The sequence below is a fragment of the Enterococcus sp. FZMF genome (genome assembly GCF_030263915.1).
Lineage (GTDB): Bacteria > Bacillota > Bacilli > Lactobacillales > Enterococcaceae > Enterococcus_D > Enterococcus_D casseliflavus.
This window is the reverse complement of sequence record NZ_CP127160.1, coordinates 2,227,322-2,249,129: the sequence shown is the minus strand read 5'-3', so window position 1 is coordinate 2,249,129 and position 21,808 is coordinate 2,227,322. Positions and strand designations below refer to the sequence as shown.

Here is a 21,808-nt window from a genome sequence, read left to right as displayed (position 1 = left end):
AATGAGGAGGCTATCGAATGAATTCGCGAAAAGAAGAGATTTTTCAAACGATCGAACTGCATAAGCAAGGGTTGACCGCAGTTGATGTCGCTAAAATCTTACAAATCGATCGCAGCAATGCAAGCCGTTATCTCAGTGAGCTTTATAAAGAAAAGAAAATCGGCAAACGTTCCGGCCGTCCGGTTGTTTATGAGCCTTTAGAAGAAACGGTCCATGTGGATGTTTCCTCTGAAGTTAGTTTTGAAAGTCTGGTTGGAGTCCAAGCTTCCTTGAAAGTAAGTATCCAGCAAGCCAAAGCGGCGATCTTATATCCACCTAGAGGACTCCATACCATTATTTTTGGTGAGACAGGTACGGGTAAATCCTTATTTGCCGAATGTATGTATCATTTTGCGGTTGAATCAAATATGTTAGAAAAAGATGCCCCATTCGTATCCTTTAACTGTGCGGATTATGCACAAAATCCGCAATTGTTGTTTGGTCACATCTTTGGCATCAAAAAAGGCGCCTACACTGGTGCGGCAGAAGATAGTCCGGGGTTGATAGCAAAAGCCGATGGCGGCATCCTGTTCTTAGATGAGATCCATCGACTGCCGCCAGAAGGCCAAGAAATGCTCTTTACCTTCATTGATAAAGGGATCTACCGTCCATTAGGGGAAAGTAATCAAGTTCATGAAGCCGCCGTGCAGATCATCGGTGCCACCACGGAATCATCAGAAACCTTTTTAACGACCTTCAATCGGCGAATTCCCATGGCTATTACTTTGCCAAATGTGGAAAGTCGTTCCTTAGATGAACGGTATGAAATCATTTCGTTGTTTATCAAGCAAGAGGCGACCCGTCTGAACCAACGAATTGATGTCGAACGAGATGCGATATTGGCCTTTATGCTCTATGATGCAGAAGGCAACATTGGTCAAATCAAGCGCGACCTTAAACTCGTCTGTGCCAAAGCATTTTTGCATTATCGAACCTATGGAAAAAAACACTTGCTGATTCGAAAAGGCGACTGCTCCTTGCAAGTTCAAAAAGGCTTGCTGAAGATCAAAGAAATGTCGGAACGCTTGGATCGGTTTTTGGATGGCAAAGGCGACTTTCTAAGTTTTGAACCTGGCGACCCAGATGTCGTCTGGTCTCGTGATCCGCAACGGAATATGCAAGTGTATAACGAGATCGAAGAAAAAGTTAGCTCGCTGATTGAAACGGGCGTAGCCAATGTCGATCTGGAAAATTTGATCTCTAAAGATGTCGATGCGTACTTTGAAAAGTATGTCGAAGAATTGATCCAAAATCCCGTTCATAAAGAACTGATTCCAGAAGACATTTGGAAACTGACAAATGTTCTTTATGATCTAGCTGGGCAAAGATTGTCTCGAACCTATAGTGAAAAAGCCCGCTTTGCCTTTGCACTGCATTTGCAAAGTACACTGGAACGTGTCAAGGAAGGACATATGATCGTTCACCCAGATTTGAATACAGTCAGAAAAAACTTGAAATCCGAGTTCCAGGTGGCAATGGATCTATCGACCATTATCGAAGAAGAACGCCATGTCGAGATCCCCTTCGATGAGATCGGCTTTATCAGTATGTTTTTAGCGATTCAAGTCAAACAACCCTCGCAACTGCCCCTTGAAAAAGTCGAGATCATTGTCTTGATGCACGGCAAGGCGACTGCCAGTAGTATGTTGGAAACGGCACAAGAGCTGCTTGAAACCGACCACGGCAAAGCGATGAATATGTCTTTAGATATGGAAGTCGGTCAAATGTATGAGCAGCTATTGAACTATGTCACTGACAATAAGGAAAAGATGAGCAACGGCTTATTGCTTTTAACTGATATGGGTTCCCTCAATTCATTTGCGAATTTGATTTCCGAAGAGACCGGAATTCGTACGAAAGCCATCTCGATGGTCAGTACGATGATCGTCTTAGAGGCTTTGCGAATGGCGGAAAGTGGCCGAAGTTTAGAAGACATTTATCAAAACATTCAGCGTTCTTTTGAAACCATCGTGCAAGAACAGTTCCGCACAGTGCGCGAAGCGAAGGGGAATAAAAAGGCAGTCATCGTCACTTGCTTTACTGGAGAAGGTGTCGCTGCCAAACTTTATCAACGAATTTATCCCGTCGTCGATCAATCAAAAGTCGAGATCATTCAAATGCAATTTATTGAAAAAGAAACCTTCAAAAAACATATTGATGGCTTGCTAGAAGAATATGAGATCAAAGCCATTGCGGGCACCGTCGAGATCGATTATCAAAATATCCCGTTCTTTTCCGCCTATGATGTCTTTGATGACAATCGGTTGAATGTACTGAAGCGGATCGTTTCAGATGAAGTGCCGATCGAAAAAATCGTACGTTCATTAGAAAATACCTTAACGCATGTGGGGTCCGTCTATCATCTGATCGAAAGTCTGCAGCGAATCGTTCATCAAATTCAAAATCAATTGCATGTGATTGTTGAACCTACCGTTGATGCGGGCTTAGTGATTCATTTAGCCTTTCTAGTGGAAAGTTTATTGAAGAAGGAACATTCCCGTACCTTCCCCAATTTGGCGGCCTTCCAAAAACGCTATCGTATCGAAACAGATGTGTTACGAACTCATTTATTGCAGATAGAGAAAAACTATCAAATCAAAATCTCTGAAGATGAGATCGCCTATTTAACACAAATGTTCTTAGAAAATGAAATAAAAAGTTATGATGAATCCGCACACAATATTAGTGTGTAATGAAAAATCCGTGAGTGTGCAAAAGAAAAATTGGTTCAGACCATTGATACATAAAGGTCTGGACTTATTTTTTTTTGGCACGCTTTTTGCTTTATAGTAAAGTGTAACTTACAACAGAAAGGAGCAGATACGCGATGGCGAAAAAAACGATTATGCTTGTTTGTTCAGCAGGAATGAGTACCAGTCTATTGGTGACGAAAATGCAAAAAGCAGCCGAAGCAAAAGGAATGGAAGCAGATATCTTTGCTGTTTCAGCTTCAGAAGCCGACCAACATTTGGAGTCGAAACCAGTCGATGTCCTATTATTAGGACCACAAGTACGATTCATGAAATCACAATTTGAACAAAAGCTAGCACCAAAAGGCATTCCTTTGGACGTGATCAACATGGCAGACTATGGCATGATGAACGGCGAAAAAGTATTGCAACAAGCAGAAACATTAATGAACTAAGATTTTTAGGATCGAAGTGTAAGGAGGATTTTTAAAGATGGATGAGCAAAATTTGGAAGCCATTATGGGATTGATCATGTATGGTGGTAATGCAAAAAGTGACGCAATGGAAGCAATCGCGGCAGCAAAAGAAGGGGACTTCGAATTAGCTGACCAAAAAATCAAAGATGCTGAAGCATCTCTTGTGGAAGCGCATCATTCGCAAACAGGATTATTGACACAAGAAGCGCAAGGCAATCATATGACCGTGACATTGTTGACAGTGCATTCACAAGATCACCTAATGACGTCAATCGCATTTACCGATTTAGCGAAAGAAATCATTGATGTCTATCGACGTCTAAATAACGAATAATCTTTGAACGGATAGAAGTAGTTATTGTCGATGAATCAAAAAATCTTCTTTGACGAATAGAACTTATAGGAGGAATTAAGAATGGATGGATTAACAAGTTGGATGGAGAGACACATTCTCCCAGTTGCAGCTAAAATTGGTGCGCAAAAGCATTTGGTTGCTTTGCGGGATGCCTTTATCGGAATGATGCCAGCAACGATGGCTGGGGCAATTGCAGTATTATTGAACGCCTTCATGCGTGATTTTCCAAACACTTATCTAGGTGCGGACAATGCAATCACCAAATTTTTCACACCAGTGATTGCCGTCAACGGATTAGTTTGGACAGGTACCTTAGCAATCATGGCGGTTATCTTCTCAGCATCTTTTGGCTATAATTTAGCAAAGGCTTACAATGTTGATGCACTATCAGGTGCGTTGGTTTCTTTAGCAGCATTTATTATGGGTATTCCACAATCAGCTTCTCTTTCTTTAGCATTAGAAGAAGCACTACCAACCAACGTAGTAGACTTGATCAACAGCACAAGTGCTACATCAGGATTTGCAGCAGATGGTTCAACGATCAGCGCTGCTGGCTGGGGCTATTTCCCATTTAGTGCTTATATGGGCGGCTCAGGATTGTTTACCGCAATCATCTTTGGTTTCGTTTCAGTTATTATCTTTGCAAAATTGATGCAAAAAAATATTATTATCAAAATGCCAGATTCAGTGCCACCAGCAGTTTCTCGTGCTTTCGCAGCAATTATCCCAGGGATCGCCGGGCTATATGCATCAGGCTTGATTTACTACCTATTTGAACGTTTCGTTGGTATGCCAATTATTGACTGGATCTCCGAATCGATCCAAAAACCATTATTGGGTCTTTCTCAAGGATACTTTGCCGTATTTATCATTGTATTGCTTGTCCATGTTTTGTGGTTCTTTGGCTTACATGGTACAAATATCATGGGACCCGTTTTACAATCGATTTACGGTGTGGCCATGGTTGAAAATACCAATGCTTACCAATTAGGGGAAGCAGTTCCTTATAAATGGGTAGCAGGTTCGTTCGAAGCGTTTGTTTGGCCTGGTGGAGCAGGTGTGACTTTAATGCTCTTGATCGCAATCTTGCTATTTTCTAAACGTGCCGACTACAAGACAGTTGGTAAACTAGGGATTGGACCTGGTTTGTTTAACATCAATGAACCAGTAATGTTCGGTCTACCGATCGTGTTGAACCCATTGTTTATCATTCCATTTATTGTTGCACCATTAGTTACAGCGACAATTGCTTACTTTGCAACAACATTAGGCTTAGTTGCACCAGTTGTGGTAAATGTGATCTGGGTAATGCCAACGATCCTAAGTGGCTTCTTGGCTACCGGTGGGGACTGGCGTGCAATCATCTTGACGATCATTAATTTGGCTGTAGCTTTATTGATTTGGGCACCATTTATTATTGCTGCCAACAAAATCAATCCAGCAGACCAAGAGAACTAATCAAACGAAGCAAACGTTCTAGATGGGTGATTTCACCCATCTAGCTATCTTTTTTAGGAGGAGAAAAAATGATTATCGTAAATTCCGCAATGCAGCAAGACAACATCAAAGCATTACTTGAGTCTTTGTCAGAAGATGAGATCAAGTATACCTTCAAAGAAAAAAAAGGGATTCAGTTGATTTTTGAAACAACGGCAGATGACAAAGAAAAAGCAGTGAAACTTGCCAAGGACGCAATCAAAAATACCGATTGGGGCCGAGTACTATACTTCAACGTCGTTAGTCAATAGTGAGGTGATATCATGTTTAAAAATGGATTGTTTTTTATAAGTATCGGTAGTATGTTATTTATATATAGCGCCAATGCGCAGTCAGGTGAATACCACTGGGTGAATCTCATCACGTCAGTCATTCTAATGGCTATTGGAGGAATCATGGCTTCAATTGGACACAAACGCAACAAGAAAGACAAGGAGGCGCAAGATGGAAATCACTAAAAAAATGAATGTACCCGCTGACTTTTTATATAAAACGATCATCGATTCCGTTTTACATGATATTAAACAAGCGACAGATCAAACGTTGACAGAAGACCAATTAGAAGGCTATAGTTATCTAAAACAATTTTATAAAGATAGCAATGCCAACATAACGATTGAAACAGTCAAGAAAAACCAAGCCTATGCGTTCCAAACGGCGACGAAAAAAAATACCTTCCGTGTACACTATCAAATTGAAGCGATAGATGACGCGCATTGCACCTTGCACTATGAAGAAAAAATGACTTCTGAAGGAATGATCCAGCAATTGAATGACATGCTCTTAGGCACCATTCTAGGATATTTCAAACGCAAGCAATTTAAAAAAATGTTGAGTATGATGGAAGAAGCATATTAAGGGGTCGACTGACGCCTTTTTTGCGTTTCTTGCGTGTTTTCAAGTAGAGGAGATGAAGGAATGACAGATGTCAAAAAAATGACCGAATTCGGTTCGCAAGAAGTACTGGAATTGGTTTCTTATGCCTTTCAGTGGGAGTTGAATGAAACAAATATCAAGCGCTATCGCAAGCTTGCGGAGAATTCATGGAATTATGGTTCTTACGACGAGGACGGAAAACTAGCGAGCCAAATCATGGCAACTATTTTTGATGTGAATTTTCATGGAACGACTTATCCAATGGCAGGGATCGGTTTTGTGGCTTCTTATCCAGAGTATCGCAGCCAAGGTCGAATCGATCGGATCATGAAACAAATCATTAAAGATTGCTATGAACAAAAAATCGTTCTTTCTTATCTAGCACCTTTCTCCTTTGCGTTTTATCGCAGATATGGGTATGAATATACCTTTGAACGCACCGTTTATGAAGTTGATGCGCATCAATGGCCCGATGGCAAGAAAGTGAACGGAAGGATTCAACGCATGAATTGGGAGGAAGCACAGCCGATCATTCACGAGATTTATCATCAATTGCCTCGCCATCAAAAAGGTGGGCTGATTCGCCAAGCCTGGTGGGAAGAAATCAAGTTTGTTATGCGCAGACCGTATACGTTTGCGATTTATCGCAATGAAGCGGGCGTTCCTGAAGGGTATTTGATCTACTTTGTTGAAGGAGGACGCTTTGATATTCAAGAGCGGGGCTATTTGACCGCTGACGCGTATCAAGGATTCAATCGGTTTATCGTTTCCCATGCAGATTCAGTAGCGCAGATCCATTATCGACCGGGGTTTGATGGGGAAGTCCTGCAAGTAAATGCAGCCAAACCATTGGCTCACTACCAAGTGCGCCCAGACATGATGGCAAGAGTCGTCGATGTGGAAGGGTTTCTAAAAAGCTATCCATTTACGTTGAAAAAAGCTGGTCGTTTTGCCATAGAAATTCAAGGGGACGAATATGCCCCATGGAATAATGGGTGTTATGAAGTGACGATCGAAAACGCTCAGCATCATGTCACGAAAACGACCGCCACCCAGATGCCAAAAGCAACCTTGACGATTCAGCGCTTTGTGCAACTGTTTTTGCAGGCGCAATCCCTTGATTCCTTGGTCTTTTTCCAGCAAATGGAAACGGAGAAGGAAGCTGCAGTGATGATTCAGGAAAACTTACCAGACGGAAAGCCGATTCTGGAAGATTATTTCTAAGCAAATCGAGGCAGAGGTAGTTGCTTTCCAACAAAAAAAGATTCCTTAAAAATAAGGAATCTTTTTCTTCAAAAAACGTTCCCTGCCGGAATCGAACCAGCAACTAATCCTTAGGAGGGACTTGTTATATCCATTTAACTAAGGGAACACAATAGCTATATTTTACCTGTTATTCGTGTTTCTCGCAAGATGAGAAGGAAAAGAAAGGAAGAAAAACATGGTCAAACGCTTGATAAGTGCAAACTATAGTGAAATCAAAGAAATGTCGGCGCAAGAATTGAAACAATCCATTAAAGCGAGCGAAGGACGAGTGATCGTCTGTGAAACGGTGGTTCAAACCATGCCGCAAGCTGGCGACATCACCAACGCAGAAGTCGCGGCAGCTTTTGGGGCTGACTTGATTTTGTTGAATGGCTTTGATTGTTATCGTCCAGCTATTTTTGGGATGCCTGGTATCACATTGGAGCAGCTGCTTGATCCTTCACAGCCCATTGAAAATCCGATTCCTCAACTAAAACAACTGATTGGACGACCTGTCGGCATCAATCTTGAGCCGATCCCAGCTACGACGGAAATGATGAGTGAAAAGATCAGCATCAGTCAAGGCCGAACAAGTTCGGTTGACACCATTAAAAAAGCCCAAGAACTCGGGGTGGACTTTCTCTGCTTTACAGGCAATCCTGGAACGGGTGTGACCAACCGAGAAATCGCTAAAGCAGTAAAATTGGCAAAAGAACATTTCTCTGGGTTGATCATCGCTGGAAAAATGCACAGTGCCGGCTCAGATGAACCTGTGGTTGATCGAGACGCCATCATTTCTTACGCTGAAGCTGGGGCAGATATTTTGTTACTGCCTTCCGTTGGCTCGATTCAAGGCTTTCTAGAAAAAGATCTGATCGAAGCTGTTCAAATTGCCAAACAATATGACTTATTGACGATGTCAGCGATCGGAACGAGTCAAGAAAGCGCGCGTCCAGAAACGTTGCGACAATTAGCCATTATCAACAAAACTTGTGGGGTCGATCTGCAGCATATCGGTGATGCCGGCTATGGCGGCATGGCACCGACCGAAAATATTTTCGAAACATCAGTTGCAATTAGAGGCATGCGCCATACGATCAATCGTGTCGGGCGTTCAATCAATCGTTAAATCAGAAAAAATTACTAGCGAAGGAAAACGGAGAATCGTTCTGCTTCGCTTTTTGCGTTTTTTTCGCTAAGTTAGAAAGAAAGGAGGAAACACAAAATGAAACAAGCATTGATCATTTACGGAGGTTGGGAAGGACACGCCCCAAAAGAAACCAGTCAGTTTTACCAAACACTGCTGGAGTCAGAAGGATATCAGGTGACACTCGCCTCAGATTTTGAACCTCTCTATCATAAAGAAGAATTAAAAAGGCTGGATCTGTTGATCATGAATTGGACGCGAGGAGAATTGCCTGATGAGCCGCTGCAAAATGTCACTCAGGCTGTAGCAGAAGGGTTAGGATTAGCAGGCGTTCATGGCGGCTTTGCTTCGGCTTTTCAAGCCAGTAAAGGCTGGTTGTTTCTGACTGGCGGCTGTTTTTTGGCACATCCTGGTGGATTGGAAACGACCTATAGCATCGATCTTACGACAGATCACTATATTACGGCAAATACTCAATCGATCCCTCAGTTGACGACGGAGCAATACTATTGTCTGGTTGATCCAGCCGTCACTGTGTTAGCTACCTCAACATTTGCCGCTAAAGATCATCCGAATGCAGCTAACCAAGAAGTCATACTGCCAATGATGTGGATCAAAAAATGGGGCAAGGGCAGAGTCTTTTTCCAATCCGTTGGACACAGTCTAAAAGAGCTAGAAGAGCCCACCATTCAGACTTGGACCAAACGAGGCTTTCTATGGGCCACCAGAAATACCTTGGCTGATCCGCTGAAAAATAGCCAGTATAGTGAGTAATCAGAAAAACGAATGAGGAAATAAACGCGTGCAATCGTTTTACTTTATGGAAGAAAATAAGCATGGTACACTTTATTTGTATTTGATTAAGCAGGAGGTAATGTGGAATGGGAAAATTTGGAAAAAGTTTTTTATCGCAGGTAATATCTGACGGAATCAAAGGACCATTTGTCACGATCATGCTCAATACGCATGTCGGCCACCAGAATGTCGAAAAGGATCAAATCAAATTTAAGAACTTTGCCAAAGATGCGAAGCGCCGCTTTGAAAAGAAATACCCAGAACATTCTTGGGATCTTTTTCAAACGAAAATTGATGAACTGCTTGCAGATCAATCATTTTGGCGTAACAGTACAACGAGTGTGGCGGTGATTATCACACCAGAAGATGTACTAGTTCATCGGTTAAGTATTCGTGTGGATGACCAATATTACGTAGGGGAAACCCCGTATGTATTAGCTGTCATCAAAAACGCACAATTTAATTACCCATTTTATCTCTTAGCGTTGAATCGCGATTCAATGCAAGTCTATCAAGTTGAAAACAATCAAGTGCGTGAAGTCGAGTTGCCAGAAGAGGCACCGACAACGATCGAAAAAGCGCTAGGGGAAGAAATCACTGGCGGCGGCAACTTTAATTACAGTGCCCAAGGTGGCCCTAACTCAGGAGGAGAAGGCGTCGCTTATCACGGCTTTAGTGCCAAAGATGAAGAAGTCGAGATTGATCACGTCAACTACTACCAAGCAGTTGATGCATTTTTTAAAAATGATTTTTCAAACGAAGAGCATTTACCAATGTATCTTTTTGCTTTACCAGAAAATCAAACGCTGTTTAAAAAAGTGGCAAAAACGAACTTTTTCAAAGCAGAACCAAGCATTTCCTCTTCACCAGCATCGTTATCTTTGAAAGAGATCCAAACGTGTACGCAAAAGCTGATTGCGGAGTTGACACAAAAAGAAGTTGGGGAATACGGCAAGCTGTTGGATCGGAAATTTATTGACCAATTGGTTGATATCGTACCTGCAGCTAAAGAAGGCAGGATCGCCAATCTGTTTGTAGCGACTTCCAATCTCGCCGATGGGTTTGGAGAAGATCCTGACACGGAATACGATCGTCGCCAAGTGTTAAATACGCTGGCAATCGATGTTTTAGAAAACGGCGGCGAGGTATCTATTTTGGAACAAAAAGATGCCCCAGGAGAAAAAAGTTTGACTGCGGTTTTGCGCTACTAAACGCAGTTTCGTCCTTCGTAAATAAATCGTTTCCAAAAAAGAAAAGACTGTTGTAGATCTTTAGTGCAGCAGTCTTTTTGCGAATCATAAAAAAATAAAGGCGTTTTCATTTTTTTTGATTTTCTATTAGTCATAAAGAAGATAATGTGCTATAATACAAAGTGTAGTTTTTGTTACGGTAAATTATGGTAGCTTGTTTCATCTTAAACATCTTCCACATTTTCACCTTATACAAGTAATTGCAAAATATGTGTATAAACACAAGGAGGATTTTTATTATGGAAACAGGTACAGTTAAATGGTTTAACTCAGACAAAGGTTTTGGATTCATCACTGCAGAAAACGGTAACGATGTATTCGTTCATTTCTCAGCTATCCAAGGCGAAGGCTTCAAAACTTTAGAAGAAGGTCAAGCAGTGACTTTCGATATCGAAGACGGACAACGTGGCCCTCAAGCGACTAACGTTAACAAAGCGTAATTTATGAATGCCTTTTAAGAGCAGCTTAGCTGCTCTTTTTTTTGTGCGCGTGATATTTGCTTGCGGAGAAAGTAGTTGTTATACTCTTAGAAAAAAAGGAGGCAGACTGATGGGATTGAATGAATTTATTCTTGGATTGGCTAATTTAGAAAAAATCCAACGAGCACCTGGATTTTTTAAGTTTACCGAGCACAGCGTGGCCGCTCATTCGTTTCGAGTAACCATGATTGCCCAGACCTTAGCCGATATCGAAGAACAAGCGGGAAATCAAGTCGATTGGCAAATTCTTTATGAAAAAGCCTTGAACCATGATTACACGGAACGTTTCATCGGCGACATCAAAACGCCAGTCAAATATGCAAACAAAGAATTGCGGGCGATGTTATCAACCGTTGAAGAAAAAATGACCGATGCCTTCATCGAAGAAGAAATCCCCCAAAGCTTTCAAGCGACGTATCGCAGACGCTTGGCGGATGGCAAAGACAACAGCCTTGAAGGACAGCTGTTGGCAATTGCGGATAAGATCGATCTTTTATATGAATCTTTTGAAGAGATCTCAAAAAGCAACCCCGACAAAGTGTTCAAAGAAATGTTTCGTGAAGCGGTTTTGACGGTCAAAGCGTTTCAGCATCGTCCATGTGTGACCTATTTCTTTGAAGCCATTTTTCCCGAGTTATTGAATGCAGATTTTTATGGCAAGACTGCTTTTCTAGAAGAAATCGCAGCTTTGGTGGAAAAATAAACAAAAAGAAAAAACGAAAAATCAAGAAATGATCCATCTCACAGGTTTTACTTGAAACAAGTGAGGGGAGCAGGTTTGATTTTTCGTTTTTTTGTTGTATTAAAGCAAAGATTCCGCTCCATCAATATAGACTTCCGTTCCAGAAATATTGCCCGCAGCCTCTGAAGATAGAAAAAGCACAAGGTTGGCGACTTGTTCTGGCACGCCTGTTTCTTGTTTTAATGGTCGAGAACGTTCTGGATATTTGACGGGGATCTCAACGCGAGCAACCTCTTCTTCAATCTCTGTGCTGGCATCGATATTCGTTGTGATCGCCCCAGGGCAGATGGCATTGACCCGAATATTATAACCAGAAAGTTCCAGCGCAGCCATTTTTGTAAAGGCGACTTGACCTGCCTTAGATGTACTGTAAGCAGTTGCACCAAAATTGCTGAAGATGCGGTTTCCATTGACCGAACTCGTAATGACAATGCTGCCGCCGTTTGCTTTCATAAATGGGATCGCAGCTTTGACGGTAATAAAGGTACTGCGTAAATTTGTGTTGATAGTCTGGTCCCATTCTGCCACCGTCAATTCTTCGATCGGTGTCCAAGTACCGTTGATGCCGGCATTGACGTGGAGTACATCGAGACCGCCTAGTTCTTCCACAAGACCACTCATCGCTTCTTGCAGCTTCTCTGCTTCAGTGACGTCAACGGCACGATAGTGGGTTTGTGCGTCATAGTCAGCAAGAAACTCCTGTAGCTCCTCTTCGTTGCGATCAATCAACCCAACAAGAGCACCCTGGGCTAGAAATTGTTCTGCCACCGCTTTTCCAATCCCTGAAGCAGCACCCGTTACAATCACTCGTTTGTTTTTGAAATCATTCATTTTTTTCGCCTCCTTAGAGTAAATTATAAAAAAGATCCCTTTTTTTGTCGAAAAAAGCGATCAAAGACGAGTGACAAATTCCTCTAGCTGATAAATACGGATACTAGATAGTAAGGTTCTTCTTCCTGCGAACCCTCGTATCCGATGGGAAAACAGATGTAATCGCCATTGATTTTGTAGTATAATGCAGACAGTGTGCAAGGAGGAATACAATGAAACCCATATACGCTGTGGTGGATCTTGAAACAACAGGAACCGATTCGACGATTGATCGAATTATTCAATTTGGCTGCGTCTTAGTCCAAGATGGCAAGATCATTAATCGTTTTGCCGCAGATATCAACCCTGACCGCAGAATTTCTAAGCAAATTCAACGATTGACACACATCACAAACCAGCAAGTAAGCAAAGCGCCTTATTTCGAAGACATAGCTGACACGATCTACAACTTACTCAGCAATACGATTTTTGTGGCGCATAACATTTATTTTGACTATCATTTTTTAAGCAATGAATTGGTTCGTTGCGGTCTGCCGCCTTTATCGATTCCAGGGATCGATACGGTGGAATTGGCGCAAGTGTTTTTGCCGACAGAAAGCAGCTTTCGCTTAGGTGATCTGGCAGACAGCATCGGCTTTCGTCATGACAACCCGCATCAAGCCGATAGTGATGCAGAAGTGACCGCAGCATTATTTTTATACATTGAAGCAATCATGCGACAGCTACCACGGACGACTCTTAAACAGATTGCGCTTTTAAGCGGTCAGATGGGGATGCAAACGAGTGAGTATATTCACGGAATTTTGAAAGAAAAAGGACCAGAGTTGGCGGAAGATTTCGAAGTGATCGACGGCGTCGTCCTGCGAAAAAAAACTGTTCCGCTTTTTGAAGCCACGCATTTTCAAGAAACGTATCCGAAAGTAAAAACGGAAAAAGAACAGCGCTTTGGCGAGCACTTGATCTATCGGAAACAACAAGCACGTTTGATGAATGCGGTGTATACGCATTACACCCAACCAGAGAAAAATTTGATTATTGAAGCAGAAACGGGGATGGGAAAAACCATCGGTTACTTGTTTCCAGCCGCTTATTTAGCGACGCCAGAAAATCCATTGATCGTTAGCACCTCATCGATTCTTTTACAAAATCAGATCATTAGCAAAGACATTCCATTGGTGAACCAAGTACTGCAGCAGCCTTTGCAAGCGGTCTTGGTCAAAAGCCATCGTCATTACATTGATTTGCAGCGCTTTAAAGCGACGCTGGATCAACCGGTAGAACAAAAGCAATACGCCCAATATCAGATGGGGATCTTAGTCTGGCTGACCAAAACAGAAACAGGTGACTTTGATGAATTGAATTTAGTTCGTCTTGATCATCCTTTATTTACCGACATTCGCCATCGCGGGGTCGACTTTTTAGCCAAAGATCAACCCTTCTATGAACAAGATTTTGTTCGACATTTATATCGGCGGATGGCGCAAAGCAATGTTTTGATCGTCAATCATGCCTTTTTAATGCAGGAAAACCGACGGGCGCAGCCACTGTTGCCAACGAGTGATTATTTGTTGATCGATGAAGCCCAACAGTTGCCGCAGCAAGCAGAAGGATTTAGTCAACATGTCTTTGACTCTGCTCATTTCAAGCGGCAGTTTTTACAGCTGAATGAAGAAGGACTATTTGAAGAAATTGCCCAGATCATTACCGAGGACGATTTTTTGCAACGGATGTTCTCGTTGTATCGAAATGCATTGTCGGTTTTGGTCGAAACACAAGAACAGTATTTTCGCACCTTATCGATCGATGCCCCAGAATTACAAGTCGTTCAGCATCGTGACCTCTATGATGGGTCATTAGAGCAGGACAAGCTACATCAAAAATTGAGCCTCTATTATCAGGAAATCAATGAGATTCAACAGCAGCTGCGTCAGCGATTCGAGTTGACCAATGATCGGTGGTATGCAAGACAACGGATCGTGATTGCCCGTTTATTTGATTTCTTTAGTCAAATGGACGCACAGGAACAAACAGTGACCGCGTGGTTGACTTGGTGGCATCCTCGTTACGTTCATTGGCTGAAAAAGCATCCCCAGTCAGGAAATGCTGTGATTGAGTTAGCTGATCTAGAAGGACATTCGATCGTGGAGAGCACATGGTACCAACGCTATCAGCACATCATTTATCTAGGGGGGACATTGAAGATCCCAGGCAACAAAGAATATTTTGCCCATCAGATCGGCTTGACGGATGTGCCAGTCAAAACGATTCCTGCCTTTTATGATTACAGCAAGCAAACGCGACTGTATGTAATCAAAAAAGGTCTCTCGATCCAACAAGCATCAGCTGCCGAATACGCGGATTATTTAGTCGAAGCGTTGGTCCCGATTTTGTTTGACAATCCGCAACCAGCGCTTGTGTTGTTTACGGCGCACGAAACTTTGAAAAATGTCTATGATCGATTGAATAAAAAAGCCCTGCATTATGGCAGAGAAATCGTTGCTCAAGGGACTGGCGGAACCCGTGAGAAAATCTTAAAGAAATTTTTATTAGCGGAAAATGGTATCTTATTAGGGACTAGCAGTTTTTGGGAAGGGGTCGATTTACCAGGACAGGCACTGAAGATCGCTGTGGTGACCCGATTGCCTTTTGAGAACCCTAAACAACCCATGGTCCAAGCACGGCACGCCTTTTTGGAAGCAGAAGGCATTGATTCTTTTAAAGAAGATGCCTTACCTAAAGCGATTTTACGGCTGCGCCAAGCATTGGGGCGCTTGATCCGTTCCGAGGAGGATACCGGCGTGATGGTCGTCCTTGATCGACGCTTGCTATCGACAAAATATGGCAAACGAATGGTCAAAGGCTTACCCAAAAACTTACCTCTGATTGAAGCAAGTCCAATCGAGATCGCCGAAGACATCCAACATTTTTTTGCGCAAGAGGAAAAAGCAGCAGCCGATTTTGAAAAATGAGTTGAACATCTGATATAATGAATTTTATTTAAGATTGGAGTACGAAGTGTGAAAACAAAAGACAAAGAACATCGGCGTGTGGTTATTTTGCTGAGTGCGATCACAGTCTTACTGGTCGTTATTCTCTTCGCTTCTATTTTCTATCTCCGTTCTTCTCGTCCAATGCGACAAGCAAGAAACGAAGCAATCGAAATAGCAGAAAGATACACCGATTTAGCAGAGGTCGAACAATTTTATTGGTTTACCCGTGAGGAAACCTCCTTTAGCATTGTTGGAAAGGATACGAATAACAATGAGATCGTTGTGATCATCCCAAAAAGCGGTGAGAAGGTTTCTGTTTTTAATCAAGCGGATGGGCTGACGGAAGCACAAGCTAAGGCATTTGTTCGCGACAATCATCAAGGTCAGGAAATCCAAAAGGCCGCATTGGGTATTTTTGAAGGCCAGCCAACTTGGGAAGTCATGACGAAAGATGGCGAGGGTCGTTTGAACTATTATTTGATTGGTTTCAAAGATGGCGAAGAAATCAAAGCGATCACTGAACTATAGGAAGACGCTTATGATAGAATGAATTTTGGATCGTAGAAAGGATGATAAACATGGTACTTTCAAAAAGAGCAGAAAAATTGGAACCCTCCGCAACGTTAGCGGCATCTGCTAAGGCAAAAGCGTTAGCGGACCAAGGTGTAGACGTATTAAGTCTAACTGTCGGTGAACCCGACTTTATTACCCCGAAAAACATTCGCCAAGCAGCGATCGCAGCGATTGAGAGCGGCAAGGCCAGTTTTTACACAGCAACTGCGGGGATTCCTGAGTTAAAACAGGCGATTCTTGCTTATATGAAAGAGTTTTATGGTGCTGACTATGATTCAAACCAAGTGATCGTGACAGATGGCGCGAAGTTTGCCCTTTATACGCTGTTTCAAGCGCTCCTTGATGAAGAGGATGAAGTACTCATTCCAGTGCCTTATTGGGTCAGCTATGCGGAACAAGTCCGTTTAGCGCAAGGGACACCTGTGTTTGTTGAAGCCAAGCAAGAAGCCGATTTTAAAGTTTCTGTGGCTCAATTAGAAGCTGCTCGTACAGAGAAAACGAAAGCCATCATTTTAAACTCGCCTGCCAACCCTACAGGGGCGATTTACTCAAAAGAAGCGTTAACGGCAATCGGCAACTGGGCAGTGGAAAATAATATTTGGATCATTGCCGATGATATCTATGGTCGTTTGGTTTATAACGGCAATACCTTTACATCGATCGCAAGCTTATCAGAAGAGATCCGCAAACAAACCATCGTGATCAATGGCGTTTCTAAAACCTATTCTATGACTGGGTGGCGGATCGGATTTGCTGTCGGCGATGCAAAAATCATCAAAGCGATGATCGATATCGCTTCCCAAGCTACTAGCAACCCGCCGGCTGCTAGCCAATACGCAGCAGTTGAGGCACTGACTGGGAATCAAGAATCGATTGAAGTGATGCGTCAGGCCTTCGAAGAGCGCTTGAACAAACTATATCCGCTAATTGCCGCTATTCCTGGTTTTCAGGTGACGAAACCCCAAGGCGCGTTTTACTTGTTCCCAAATGTCAAAGAAGCCATGACGATGTGCGGCTATCAAACCATTGATGCCTTCGTGGAGGCCTTGCTGATGGAAGCCCACGTGGCAGTAGTGACTGGTGCTGGTTTTGGTACACCAGATTATTTACGCATCAGCTATGCAACTGATTGGGACACGTTAGCGGAAGCTACCAAACGAATCCATGATTTTGTTGAAAAGAAACGCCAAAAAGCTTAAAATGCTCTATGGTGCCTTTATTAATTAGATAGGAGAGAATCAAGTGGAATCTATTCAAATTTTAGATGCAAAAAAACACGTTGGCGAAACCGTTCAAATCGGAGCATGGGTTGCTAACAAACGTTCTAGCGGCAAGATCGCCTTTTTACAACTTCGTGACGGAACAGCGTATTTTCAAGGAATCGTTGTAAAAAGTGAAGTAGGGGAAGAAGTTTTCCAATTAGCGAAAAATCTAAATCAGGAAACTGCCGTACTGGTCACTGGGGAAATCAGAGAAGACAGCCGCTCAAAATTCGGCTATGAAATTGGTATCTCTGGTTTAGAGGTTGTTGGGGAAAGCCATGATTACCCAATCACACCAAAAGAACACGGAACAGATTTCTTGATGGACCATCGTCATTTATGGTTGCGTTCCTCAAAACAACACGCCATCATGCAAATCCGAAACGAAATCATTCGGGCAACGTATGAATTTTTCAACAAGAATGGCTTCATCAAAATCGATCCACCGATCCTAACCGGATCAGCACCAGAAGGAACGACTGATTTATTCGAAACCAACTATTTCGATCAAAAAGCATATTTGTCTCAGTCTGGTCAATTGTACATGGAAGCTGCCGCTATGGCGTTTGGCAAAGTCTTTTCTTTTGGACCAACTTTCCGTGCCGAAAAATCAAAGACACGTCGTCACTTGATTGAGTTTTGGATGATTGAACCAGAAATGGCCTTTATGCACCAAGAAGAAAGCTTGGAAGTCCAAGAGCAGTACGTGGCATTCTTAGTGCAAAATGTGCTCGATAACTGTGACTATGCATTAGACGTCTTAGGCCGTGACCGTGAAGTCTTGAAAAAATACACCAAATTACCATTCCCACGAATCTCTTACGATGATGCAGTGGCATTATTACAAAAGAACGGCTTTGATGATATTCAATGGGGCGATGACTTTGGCTCACCACATGAGACCTTTATTGCCAATTCATTCGATCAGCCCGTCTTTATCTTAAACTATCCAAAAGACATCAAACCTTTCTATATGAAGCCACATCCAACGAGAGAAGATGTCGTGATCTGTGCCGATATGATCGCACCAGAAGGCTATGGCGAGATCATAGGCGGTTCTGAACGTGCTATCGATCATGAATACCTGCTAGAACAAATCCGCGCCCACGGCTTGGACGAAAATGAATATTCATGGTATTTAGATCTACGCAAGTACGGCTCAGTTCCTCACACCGGCTTTGGTCTTGGATTAGAACGGACCGTTACCTGGTTATCAGGAATTGAGCACGTAAGAGAATCCATTCCGTTTCCACGGTTGTTGAATCGGATTTATCCGTAAAAAAGATAAAAAGTCAGCTTGATTTGAAGCTGACTTTTTTGATTTCTTAAATGTGATGAATAAGATTACTGCTAATTGACTGATGCTAATGAAAGAAAAGCTCAAAAACAGTTAGAGTAATATAACGGTTTTGTTACAATTATTTTCTTTTCACTAATAATCATGTAAAATAAGAACTAATGTGAAAATAGAGGGTAATTATGAAAAAAAATTTTTTTGTTTCATTATCAAAAGAAGTATATTTATTTTTAGTTCGTCTTTGTTCCTTAGGGAAAAGGCGTAAAAATGATAAAATCATTTTTCTTGTCAGTTTTCCTTCAACAAGCAACTACGTTTTGGAAGCTCTGGCTGAAGCCTATGGTGATCGACTGATAATTTGTTACACCAGAAATGCGCGACAAATGGTTTCAGTATTTGAGAAACAAGGATTTAAGAGCTATCTTGTGGATTCCTTTGCAATCCTTTGTTTAAAAATCATACCGATACTAAAGAAGTCAAAATTGATCATTTGTGATAATTACTTTGCTTTTTTGGGTGGTATGATATTAGATAAACAAACGAATGTTGTTCAAATTTGGCATGCCAATGGAGCAATTAAAAAGTTTGGTCTTCAAGCACAGTATGCAAAAAATGCTGCTCCTGCGGATCGTCGGCGCTATCAGAAAGTTTATAATAAATTTACTCATTTTGTAGTAAGTTCACCCACAATGGCAACGATTTTCAAGGATAGTTATAATATTGATCCGATCTTTCTAAAGTTCGGCTATCCATTAACTGATTATTACTATCAATTAGATGATGAAACAATAACTTATCAAAAAAACGCTTTGCTAGAGGATATGAACAAGAAAATCGCTCTTTATTTACCTACCTACAGAGAGAATACCGATGATAATAATCCCTTAGATTTTGATTCTATATCAAATCAACTGAATGAAGATTGGGCATTATTCATTCATCCACATCCACATGATAAAAAGATGATAGAATTAGCAAACCAATACCCAGAATATTTTATTAAAGATGATAAGGACTACGATTTAAAAAATTTAATAGCAATGGCGGACTGTTTGATTACAGATTATTCTTCAGTACCTTTTGAATATTCTTTAGTAAACCCTCGTGGGAAGATCATTTATTTCTGTTATGATTTTGAACTGTACGATGAAATTGTCGGAATTCAAGAAGAGTTTAAGAAAGATATAGGTTCTTCCATTGTGAAATCCTCCGAGGAACTTTTTTCCAGTATAGAGACGATGGGAAATGAGGATTTGTCAGATTTTAACCAAACTTGGAATACGTATGTTTCCGGGCGCGCCATTGACTCTTTTTTAGAATGGATTGATAAGCAATATGAAATCTGAAAATATAATGGGCGTTTTAGTTGATCCAATCACCTATGGAGAAGTGATGGACGATTTACCTCACTATATCGATAGTAATAAAAAAATGACTATCATTAGTGTAAACCCGCAGATTATTACTGAAAGCAGAAAACATCCAGATATCGTAACGTTTATCAATCAGAGTACCCATCGGATACCTGATGGAGTCGGAGTGGTTCTTGTTTCAAGATTAACTGGAGGAAAGATAAAAGAAAGAGTTACTGGTTATGATTTAATGGTAAGATTGCTAGGTTACGCAAATGAAAATAAGATGAGTGCTTTTTTTTATGGCGCTAAACCTGAAGTGCTGTCTGATGCGATAAAAAATATTAATGATCAGTACCCCAACCTAGGGATTGCGGGTGCTATAGACGGTTATACGACTCTTGATAATGAGTCAATTGTAAATAAAATAAACGCTGTAAAGCCAGATTTTGTATTTGTTGCGTTAGGATTTCCCAGACAAGAACGGTGGCTTGCCCAAAATATGAATGCGATACACGCTTCTGTTTTTCAAGATGTTGGTGGGAGCTTTGATGTTTTGAGTGGTCATGTAAAAAGAGCCCCTAATTTTTTTATAAACCTTCACTTAGAATGGTTGTATCGCTCGTTAAGTAATCCGACCAGATTAGGAAGAATTGCGCAATTGCCTGTTTTTTTAGTTAAAAGTATCTATTGGAAGCTGGTGAATAGAAGTGATCAAAAGAATAATTAGTTTTTTTTATCGAATACTATTTAATTTTATAGCATCTATTTTTCCAGTAAAAAAACAAATGGTTATATTCGAAAGTTTTAACGGGAAAATTCCTTCTGATAATCCTTTAGCGATCTATCAAGAGATGATACAATCGACTGATTTTGCAGATTGGACTTTCTACTGGAGTATAAAAAAAGAAAGTTTGTCAGAAGCGAAAGAAAAATATCCTGAAATATTTTTTATCTCACGTTTTTCCTTTAAATGGCTTTTGTTAATGCCAAGGGCTGGTTTTTGGATCTTTAACTCCCGTTTATCTGAATGGCTTAAAAAAAATAAGCAGACAATTTATTTGCAAACGTGGCATGGTACGCCCCTTAAAAAATTAGGAGCAGATATTGATAACGTGGTTATGCCAAATACTGATACGCAAAAATACAAAGCTGGCTTCTACAAAGAAAGTAATCGGTGGGATTACTTGATTGCCCCAAATGAGTATTCAAAAAATATCTTCAAGACGGCGTTTGGTTTTGAAAATACTTTCTTAGATATTGGTTATCCAAGAAATGATGTTTTAGTACGTTTCAAAGATGATAATACTACAATTAGCCAGCTTAAGAAAAAAATTATTGGAGATAGAAAAGGGCATGTTCTATTATATGCACCGACCTGGCGGGACGATTATTTTATTTCAAAAGGAAACTACAAGTTCTTTATGCCATTTGAATTGAGTCAACTTACTTCTAGAATGAATAAAGACGATACATTGATAATTCGACCGCACTATTTAGTCAAAGAATCTATTGTAATAGATGGCTATGAAGACCAAATCAAAATATGTTCGGATGAGGATATTAATGAGTTATATTTAATTAGTGACTGTCTCATAACGGATTATTCTTCTGTAATGTTCGATTATTTGATATTAAAAAAACCGTTGATTTTCTATCCATATGATTTAAATCATTATGAAAATGGGATCCGAGGATTTTACTTCGATTATAGTGAAGTACCAGGATCTATCTGTTTAGATGAACAGTCATTCTACCAGGTTATAGAAAAATTTTGTCGTCAAACTATTGATTCAGAATGTTCGGATACGAAATATTTAGAATTCTATAATAAATTTTGTTCTTGGGAAAATGGTGATGCTGCTAATAAGGTAGCTGAACTGATCAAAGAATGCAATATAAGGGGATAACA

The 21,808-nt window shown here is 41.1% G+C and carries 21 protein-coding genes and 1 tRNA gene; 20 read left to right on the top strand and 2 right to left on the bottom strand.

All coding sequences use genetic code 11. The annotated features are described in order from the left end of the window. Positions 1-17 precede the first annotated feature (17 nt). The 8 genes from QN079_RS10870 to QN079_RS10835 all read left to right on the top strand — a co-directional run bounded on the left by QN079_RS10870 (position 18) and on the right by QN079_RS10835 (position 7,157). Positions 18-2,732 (top strand): sigma-54-dependent transcriptional regulator, encoded by a 2,715-nt coding sequence (locus tag QN079_RS10870; RefSeq protein ID WP_005229469.1) that lies wholly within the window; start codon positions 18-20, stop codon positions 2,730-2,732. Between the two features lie 134 nt (positions 2,733-2,866). Then, positions 2,867-3,184 carry a PTS sugar transporter subunit IIB gene (locus QN079_RS10865; RefSeq protein ID WP_005229471.1) on the top strand — a complete coding sequence of 106 codons (318 nt, stop codon included), beginning with the start codon at positions 2,867-2,869 and terminating at the stop codon, positions 3,182-3,184. A 37-nt stretch (positions 3,185-3,221) separates the two neighbouring features. Further along, positions 3,222-3,539: a PTS lactose/cellobiose transporter subunit IIA gene (locus QN079_RS10860; protein WP_005229473.1), complete on the top strand. Its 318-nt coding sequence runs from the start codon at positions 3,222-3,224 to the stop codon at positions 3,537-3,539. Between the two features lie 81 nt (positions 3,540-3,620). After that, positions 3,621-5,018: a PTS sugar transporter subunit IIC gene (locus QN079_RS10855; protein WP_081116262.1), complete on the top strand. Its 1,398-nt coding sequence runs from the start codon at positions 3,621-3,623 to the stop codon at positions 5,016-5,018. A gap of 68 nt (positions 5,019-5,086) precedes the next feature. Continuing rightward, a complete protein-coding gene (locus tag QN079_RS10850; RefSeq protein WP_005231914.1) occupies positions 5,087-5,308 on the top strand; it encodes a hypothetical protein in 222 nt (73 codons plus the stop codon). A 12-nt stretch (positions 5,309-5,320) separates the two neighbouring features. Beyond that, positions 5,321-5,515, top strand: coding sequence for a hypothetical protein (locus QN079_RS10845; protein ID WP_005236946.1), 195 nt, complete (start codon positions 5,321-5,323; stop codon positions 5,513-5,515). Further along, positions 5,502-5,915, top strand: a complete 414-nt coding sequence (locus tag QN079_RS10840) for a DUF3284 domain-containing protein (RefSeq protein ID WP_005229481.1) — start codon at positions 5,502-5,504, stop codon at positions 5,913-5,915. The genes QN079_RS10845 and QN079_RS10840 overlap by 14 nt, the downstream gene beginning before the upstream one ends. Positions 5,916-5,975: 60 nt before the next feature. After that, positions 5,976-7,157, top strand: coding sequence for a GNAT family N-acetyltransferase (locus QN079_RS10835; protein ID WP_289229745.1), 1,182 nt, complete (start codon positions 5,976-5,978; stop codon positions 7,155-7,157). A gap of 76 nt (positions 7,158-7,233) precedes the next feature. Here QN079_RS10835 and QN079_RS10830 read toward each other — a convergent pair. Beyond that, positions 7,234-7,305 (bottom strand) — tRNA-Arg (locus QN079_RS10830). Between the two features lie 69 nt (positions 7,306-7,374). On the opposite strand from QN079_RS10830, the gene QN079_RS10825 reads away from it, so the two are divergent. From QN079_RS10825 to QN079_RS10805, 5 genes are all read left to right on the top strand, one after another. Next, positions 7,375-8,307, top strand: coding sequence for a DUF7916 family protein (locus QN079_RS10825; protein WP_289229744.1), 933 nt, complete (start codon positions 7,375-7,377; stop codon positions 8,305-8,307). A 96-nt stretch (positions 8,308-8,403) separates the two neighbouring features. After that, positions 8,404-9,099, top strand: coding sequence for a ThuA domain-containing protein (locus tag QN079_RS10820; RefSeq protein WP_074536760.1), 696 nt, complete (start codon positions 8,404-8,406; stop codon positions 9,097-9,099). 107 nt (positions 9,100-9,206) lie between these two features. Then, positions 9,207-10,331, top strand: coding sequence for a baeRF6 domain-containing protein (locus QN079_RS10815; protein ID WP_289229743.1), 1,125 nt, complete (start codon positions 9,207-9,209; stop codon positions 10,329-10,331). A 278-nt stretch (positions 10,332-10,609) separates the two neighbouring features. After that, on the top strand, positions 10,610-10,810 hold the full coding sequence (locus QN079_RS10810; RefSeq protein WP_003126918.1) for a cold-shock protein: 201 nt from the start codon (positions 10,610-10,612) through the stop codon (positions 10,808-10,810). 109 nt (positions 10,811-10,919) lie between these two features. Further along, entirely contained in the window at positions 10,920-11,552 is a 633-nt protein-coding gene (locus tag QN079_RS10805) for an HD domain-containing protein (RefSeq protein ID WP_010749341.1), read from the top strand. Positions 11,553-11,651: 99 nt separating this feature from the next. On the opposite strand, the gene QN079_RS10800 is transcribed toward QN079_RS10805, so the two are convergent. Continuing rightward, complete coding sequence (locus QN079_RS10800; protein WP_289229742.1) at positions 11,652-12,422, bottom strand: SDR family oxidoreductase; 771 nt, start codon at positions 12,420-12,422, stop codon at positions 11,652-11,654. Between the two features lie 212 nt (positions 12,423-12,634). On the opposite strand from QN079_RS10800, the gene QN079_RS10795 reads away from it, so the two are divergent. The 7 genes from QN079_RS10795 to QN079_RS10765 all read left to right on the top strand — a co-directional run bounded on the left by QN079_RS10795 (position 12,635) and on the right by QN079_RS10765 (position 21,806). After that, positions 12,635-15,391, top strand: coding sequence for a helicase C-terminal domain-containing protein (locus tag QN079_RS10795; protein ID WP_289229741.1), 2,757 nt, complete (start codon positions 12,635-12,637; stop codon positions 15,389-15,391). Positions 15,392-15,439: 48 nt separating this feature from the next. Then, on the top strand, positions 15,440-15,940 hold the full coding sequence (locus QN079_RS10790) for a cell wall elongation regulator TseB-like domain-containing protein (RefSeq protein ID WP_005229501.1): 501 nt from the start codon (positions 15,440-15,442) through the stop codon (positions 15,938-15,940). Positions 15,941-15,990: 50 nt separating this feature from the next. Next, on the top strand, positions 15,991-17,184 hold the full coding sequence (locus QN079_RS10785; RefSeq protein ID WP_005229502.1) for a pyridoxal phosphate-dependent aminotransferase: 1,194 nt from the start codon (positions 15,991-15,993) through the stop codon (positions 17,182-17,184). A 43-nt stretch (positions 17,185-17,227) separates the two neighbouring features. Then, positions 17,228-18,526, top strand: a complete 1,299-nt coding sequence (asnS, locus tag QN079_RS10780) for an asparagine--tRNA ligase (protein WP_289229740.1) — start codon at positions 17,228-17,230, stop codon at positions 18,524-18,526. Positions 18,527-18,726: 200 nt separating this feature from the next. After that, positions 18,727-19,890 (top strand): CDP-glycerol glycerophosphotransferase family protein, encoded by a 1,164-nt coding sequence (locus QN079_RS10775; RefSeq protein ID WP_081116199.1) that lies wholly within the window; start codon positions 18,727-18,729, stop codon positions 19,888-19,890. Next, on the top strand, positions 19,880-20,626 hold the full coding sequence (locus QN079_RS10770) for a WecB/TagA/CpsF family glycosyltransferase (RefSeq protein ID WP_289229739.1): 747 nt from the start codon (positions 19,880-19,882) through the stop codon (positions 20,624-20,626). Before QN079_RS10775 ends, QN079_RS10770 begins: the two co-directional genes overlap by 11 nt. Continuing rightward, positions 20,607-21,806, top strand: a complete 1,200-nt coding sequence (locus QN079_RS10765) for a CDP-glycerol glycerophosphotransferase family protein (protein WP_289229738.1) — start codon at positions 20,607-20,609, stop codon at positions 21,804-21,806. Before QN079_RS10770 ends, QN079_RS10765 begins: the two co-directional genes overlap by 20 nt. Positions 21,807-21,808 lie beyond the last annotated feature (2 nt).

Coding starts and splice junctions, on each gene's coding strand:
- QN079_RS10870 (WP_005229469.1), top strand. CDS start 18: ATGAATTCGCGAAAAGAAGAGATTTTTCAAACGATCGAACTGCATAAG.
- QN079_RS10865 (WP_005229471.1), top strand. CDS start 2,867: ATGGCGAAAAAAACGATTATGCTTGTTTGTTCAGCAGGAATGAGTACC.
- QN079_RS10860 (WP_005229473.1), top strand. CDS start 3,222: ATGGATGAGCAAAATTTGGAAGCCATTATGGGATTGATCATGTATGGT.
- QN079_RS10855 (WP_081116262.1), top strand. CDS start 3,621: ATGGATGGATTAACAAGTTGGATGGAGAGACACATTCTCCCAGTTGCA.
- QN079_RS10850 (WP_005231914.1), top strand. CDS start 5,087: ATGATTATCGTAAATTCCGCAATGCAGCAAGACAACATCAAAGCATTA.
- QN079_RS10845 (WP_005236946.1), top strand. CDS start 5,321: ATGTTTAAAAATGGATTGTTTTTTATAAGTATCGGTAGTATGTTATTT.
- QN079_RS10840 (WP_005229481.1), top strand. CDS start 5,502: ATGGAAATCACTAAAAAAATGAATGTACCCGCTGACTTTTTATATAAA.
- QN079_RS10835 (WP_289229745.1), top strand. CDS start 5,976: ATGACAGATGTCAAAAAAATGACCGAATTCGGTTCGCAAGAAGTACTG.
- QN079_RS10825 (WP_289229744.1), top strand. CDS start 7,375: ATGGTCAAACGCTTGATAAGTGCAAACTATAGTGAAATCAAAGAAATG.
- QN079_RS10820 (WP_074536760.1), top strand. CDS start 8,404: ATGAAACAAGCATTGATCATTTACGGAGGTTGGGAAGGACACGCCCCA.
- QN079_RS10815 (WP_289229743.1), top strand. CDS start 9,207: ATGGGAAAATTTGGAAAAAGTTTTTTATCGCAGGTAATATCTGACGGA.
- QN079_RS10810 (WP_003126918.1), top strand. CDS start 10,610: ATGGAAACAGGTACAGTTAAATGGTTTAACTCAGACAAAGGTTTTGGA.
- QN079_RS10805 (WP_010749341.1), top strand. CDS start 10,920: ATGGGATTGAATGAATTTATTCTTGGATTGGCTAATTTAGAAAAAATC.
- QN079_RS10800 (WP_289229742.1), bottom strand. CDS start 12,422: ATGAATGATTTCAAAAACAAACGAGTGATTGTAACGGGTGCTGCTTCA.
- QN079_RS10795 (WP_289229741.1), top strand. CDS start 12,635: ATGAAACCCATATACGCTGTGGTGGATCTTGAAACAACAGGAACCGAT.
- QN079_RS10785 (WP_005229502.1), top strand. CDS start 15,991: ATGGTACTTTCAAAAAGAGCAGAAAAATTGGAACCCTCCGCAACGTTA.
- QN079_RS10775 (WP_081116199.1), top strand. CDS start 18,727: ATGAAAAAAAATTTTTTTGTTTCATTATCAAAAGAAGTATATTTATTT.
- QN079_RS10770 (WP_289229739.1), top strand. CDS start 19,880: ATGAAATCTGAAAATATAATGGGCGTTTTAGTTGATCCAATCACCTAT.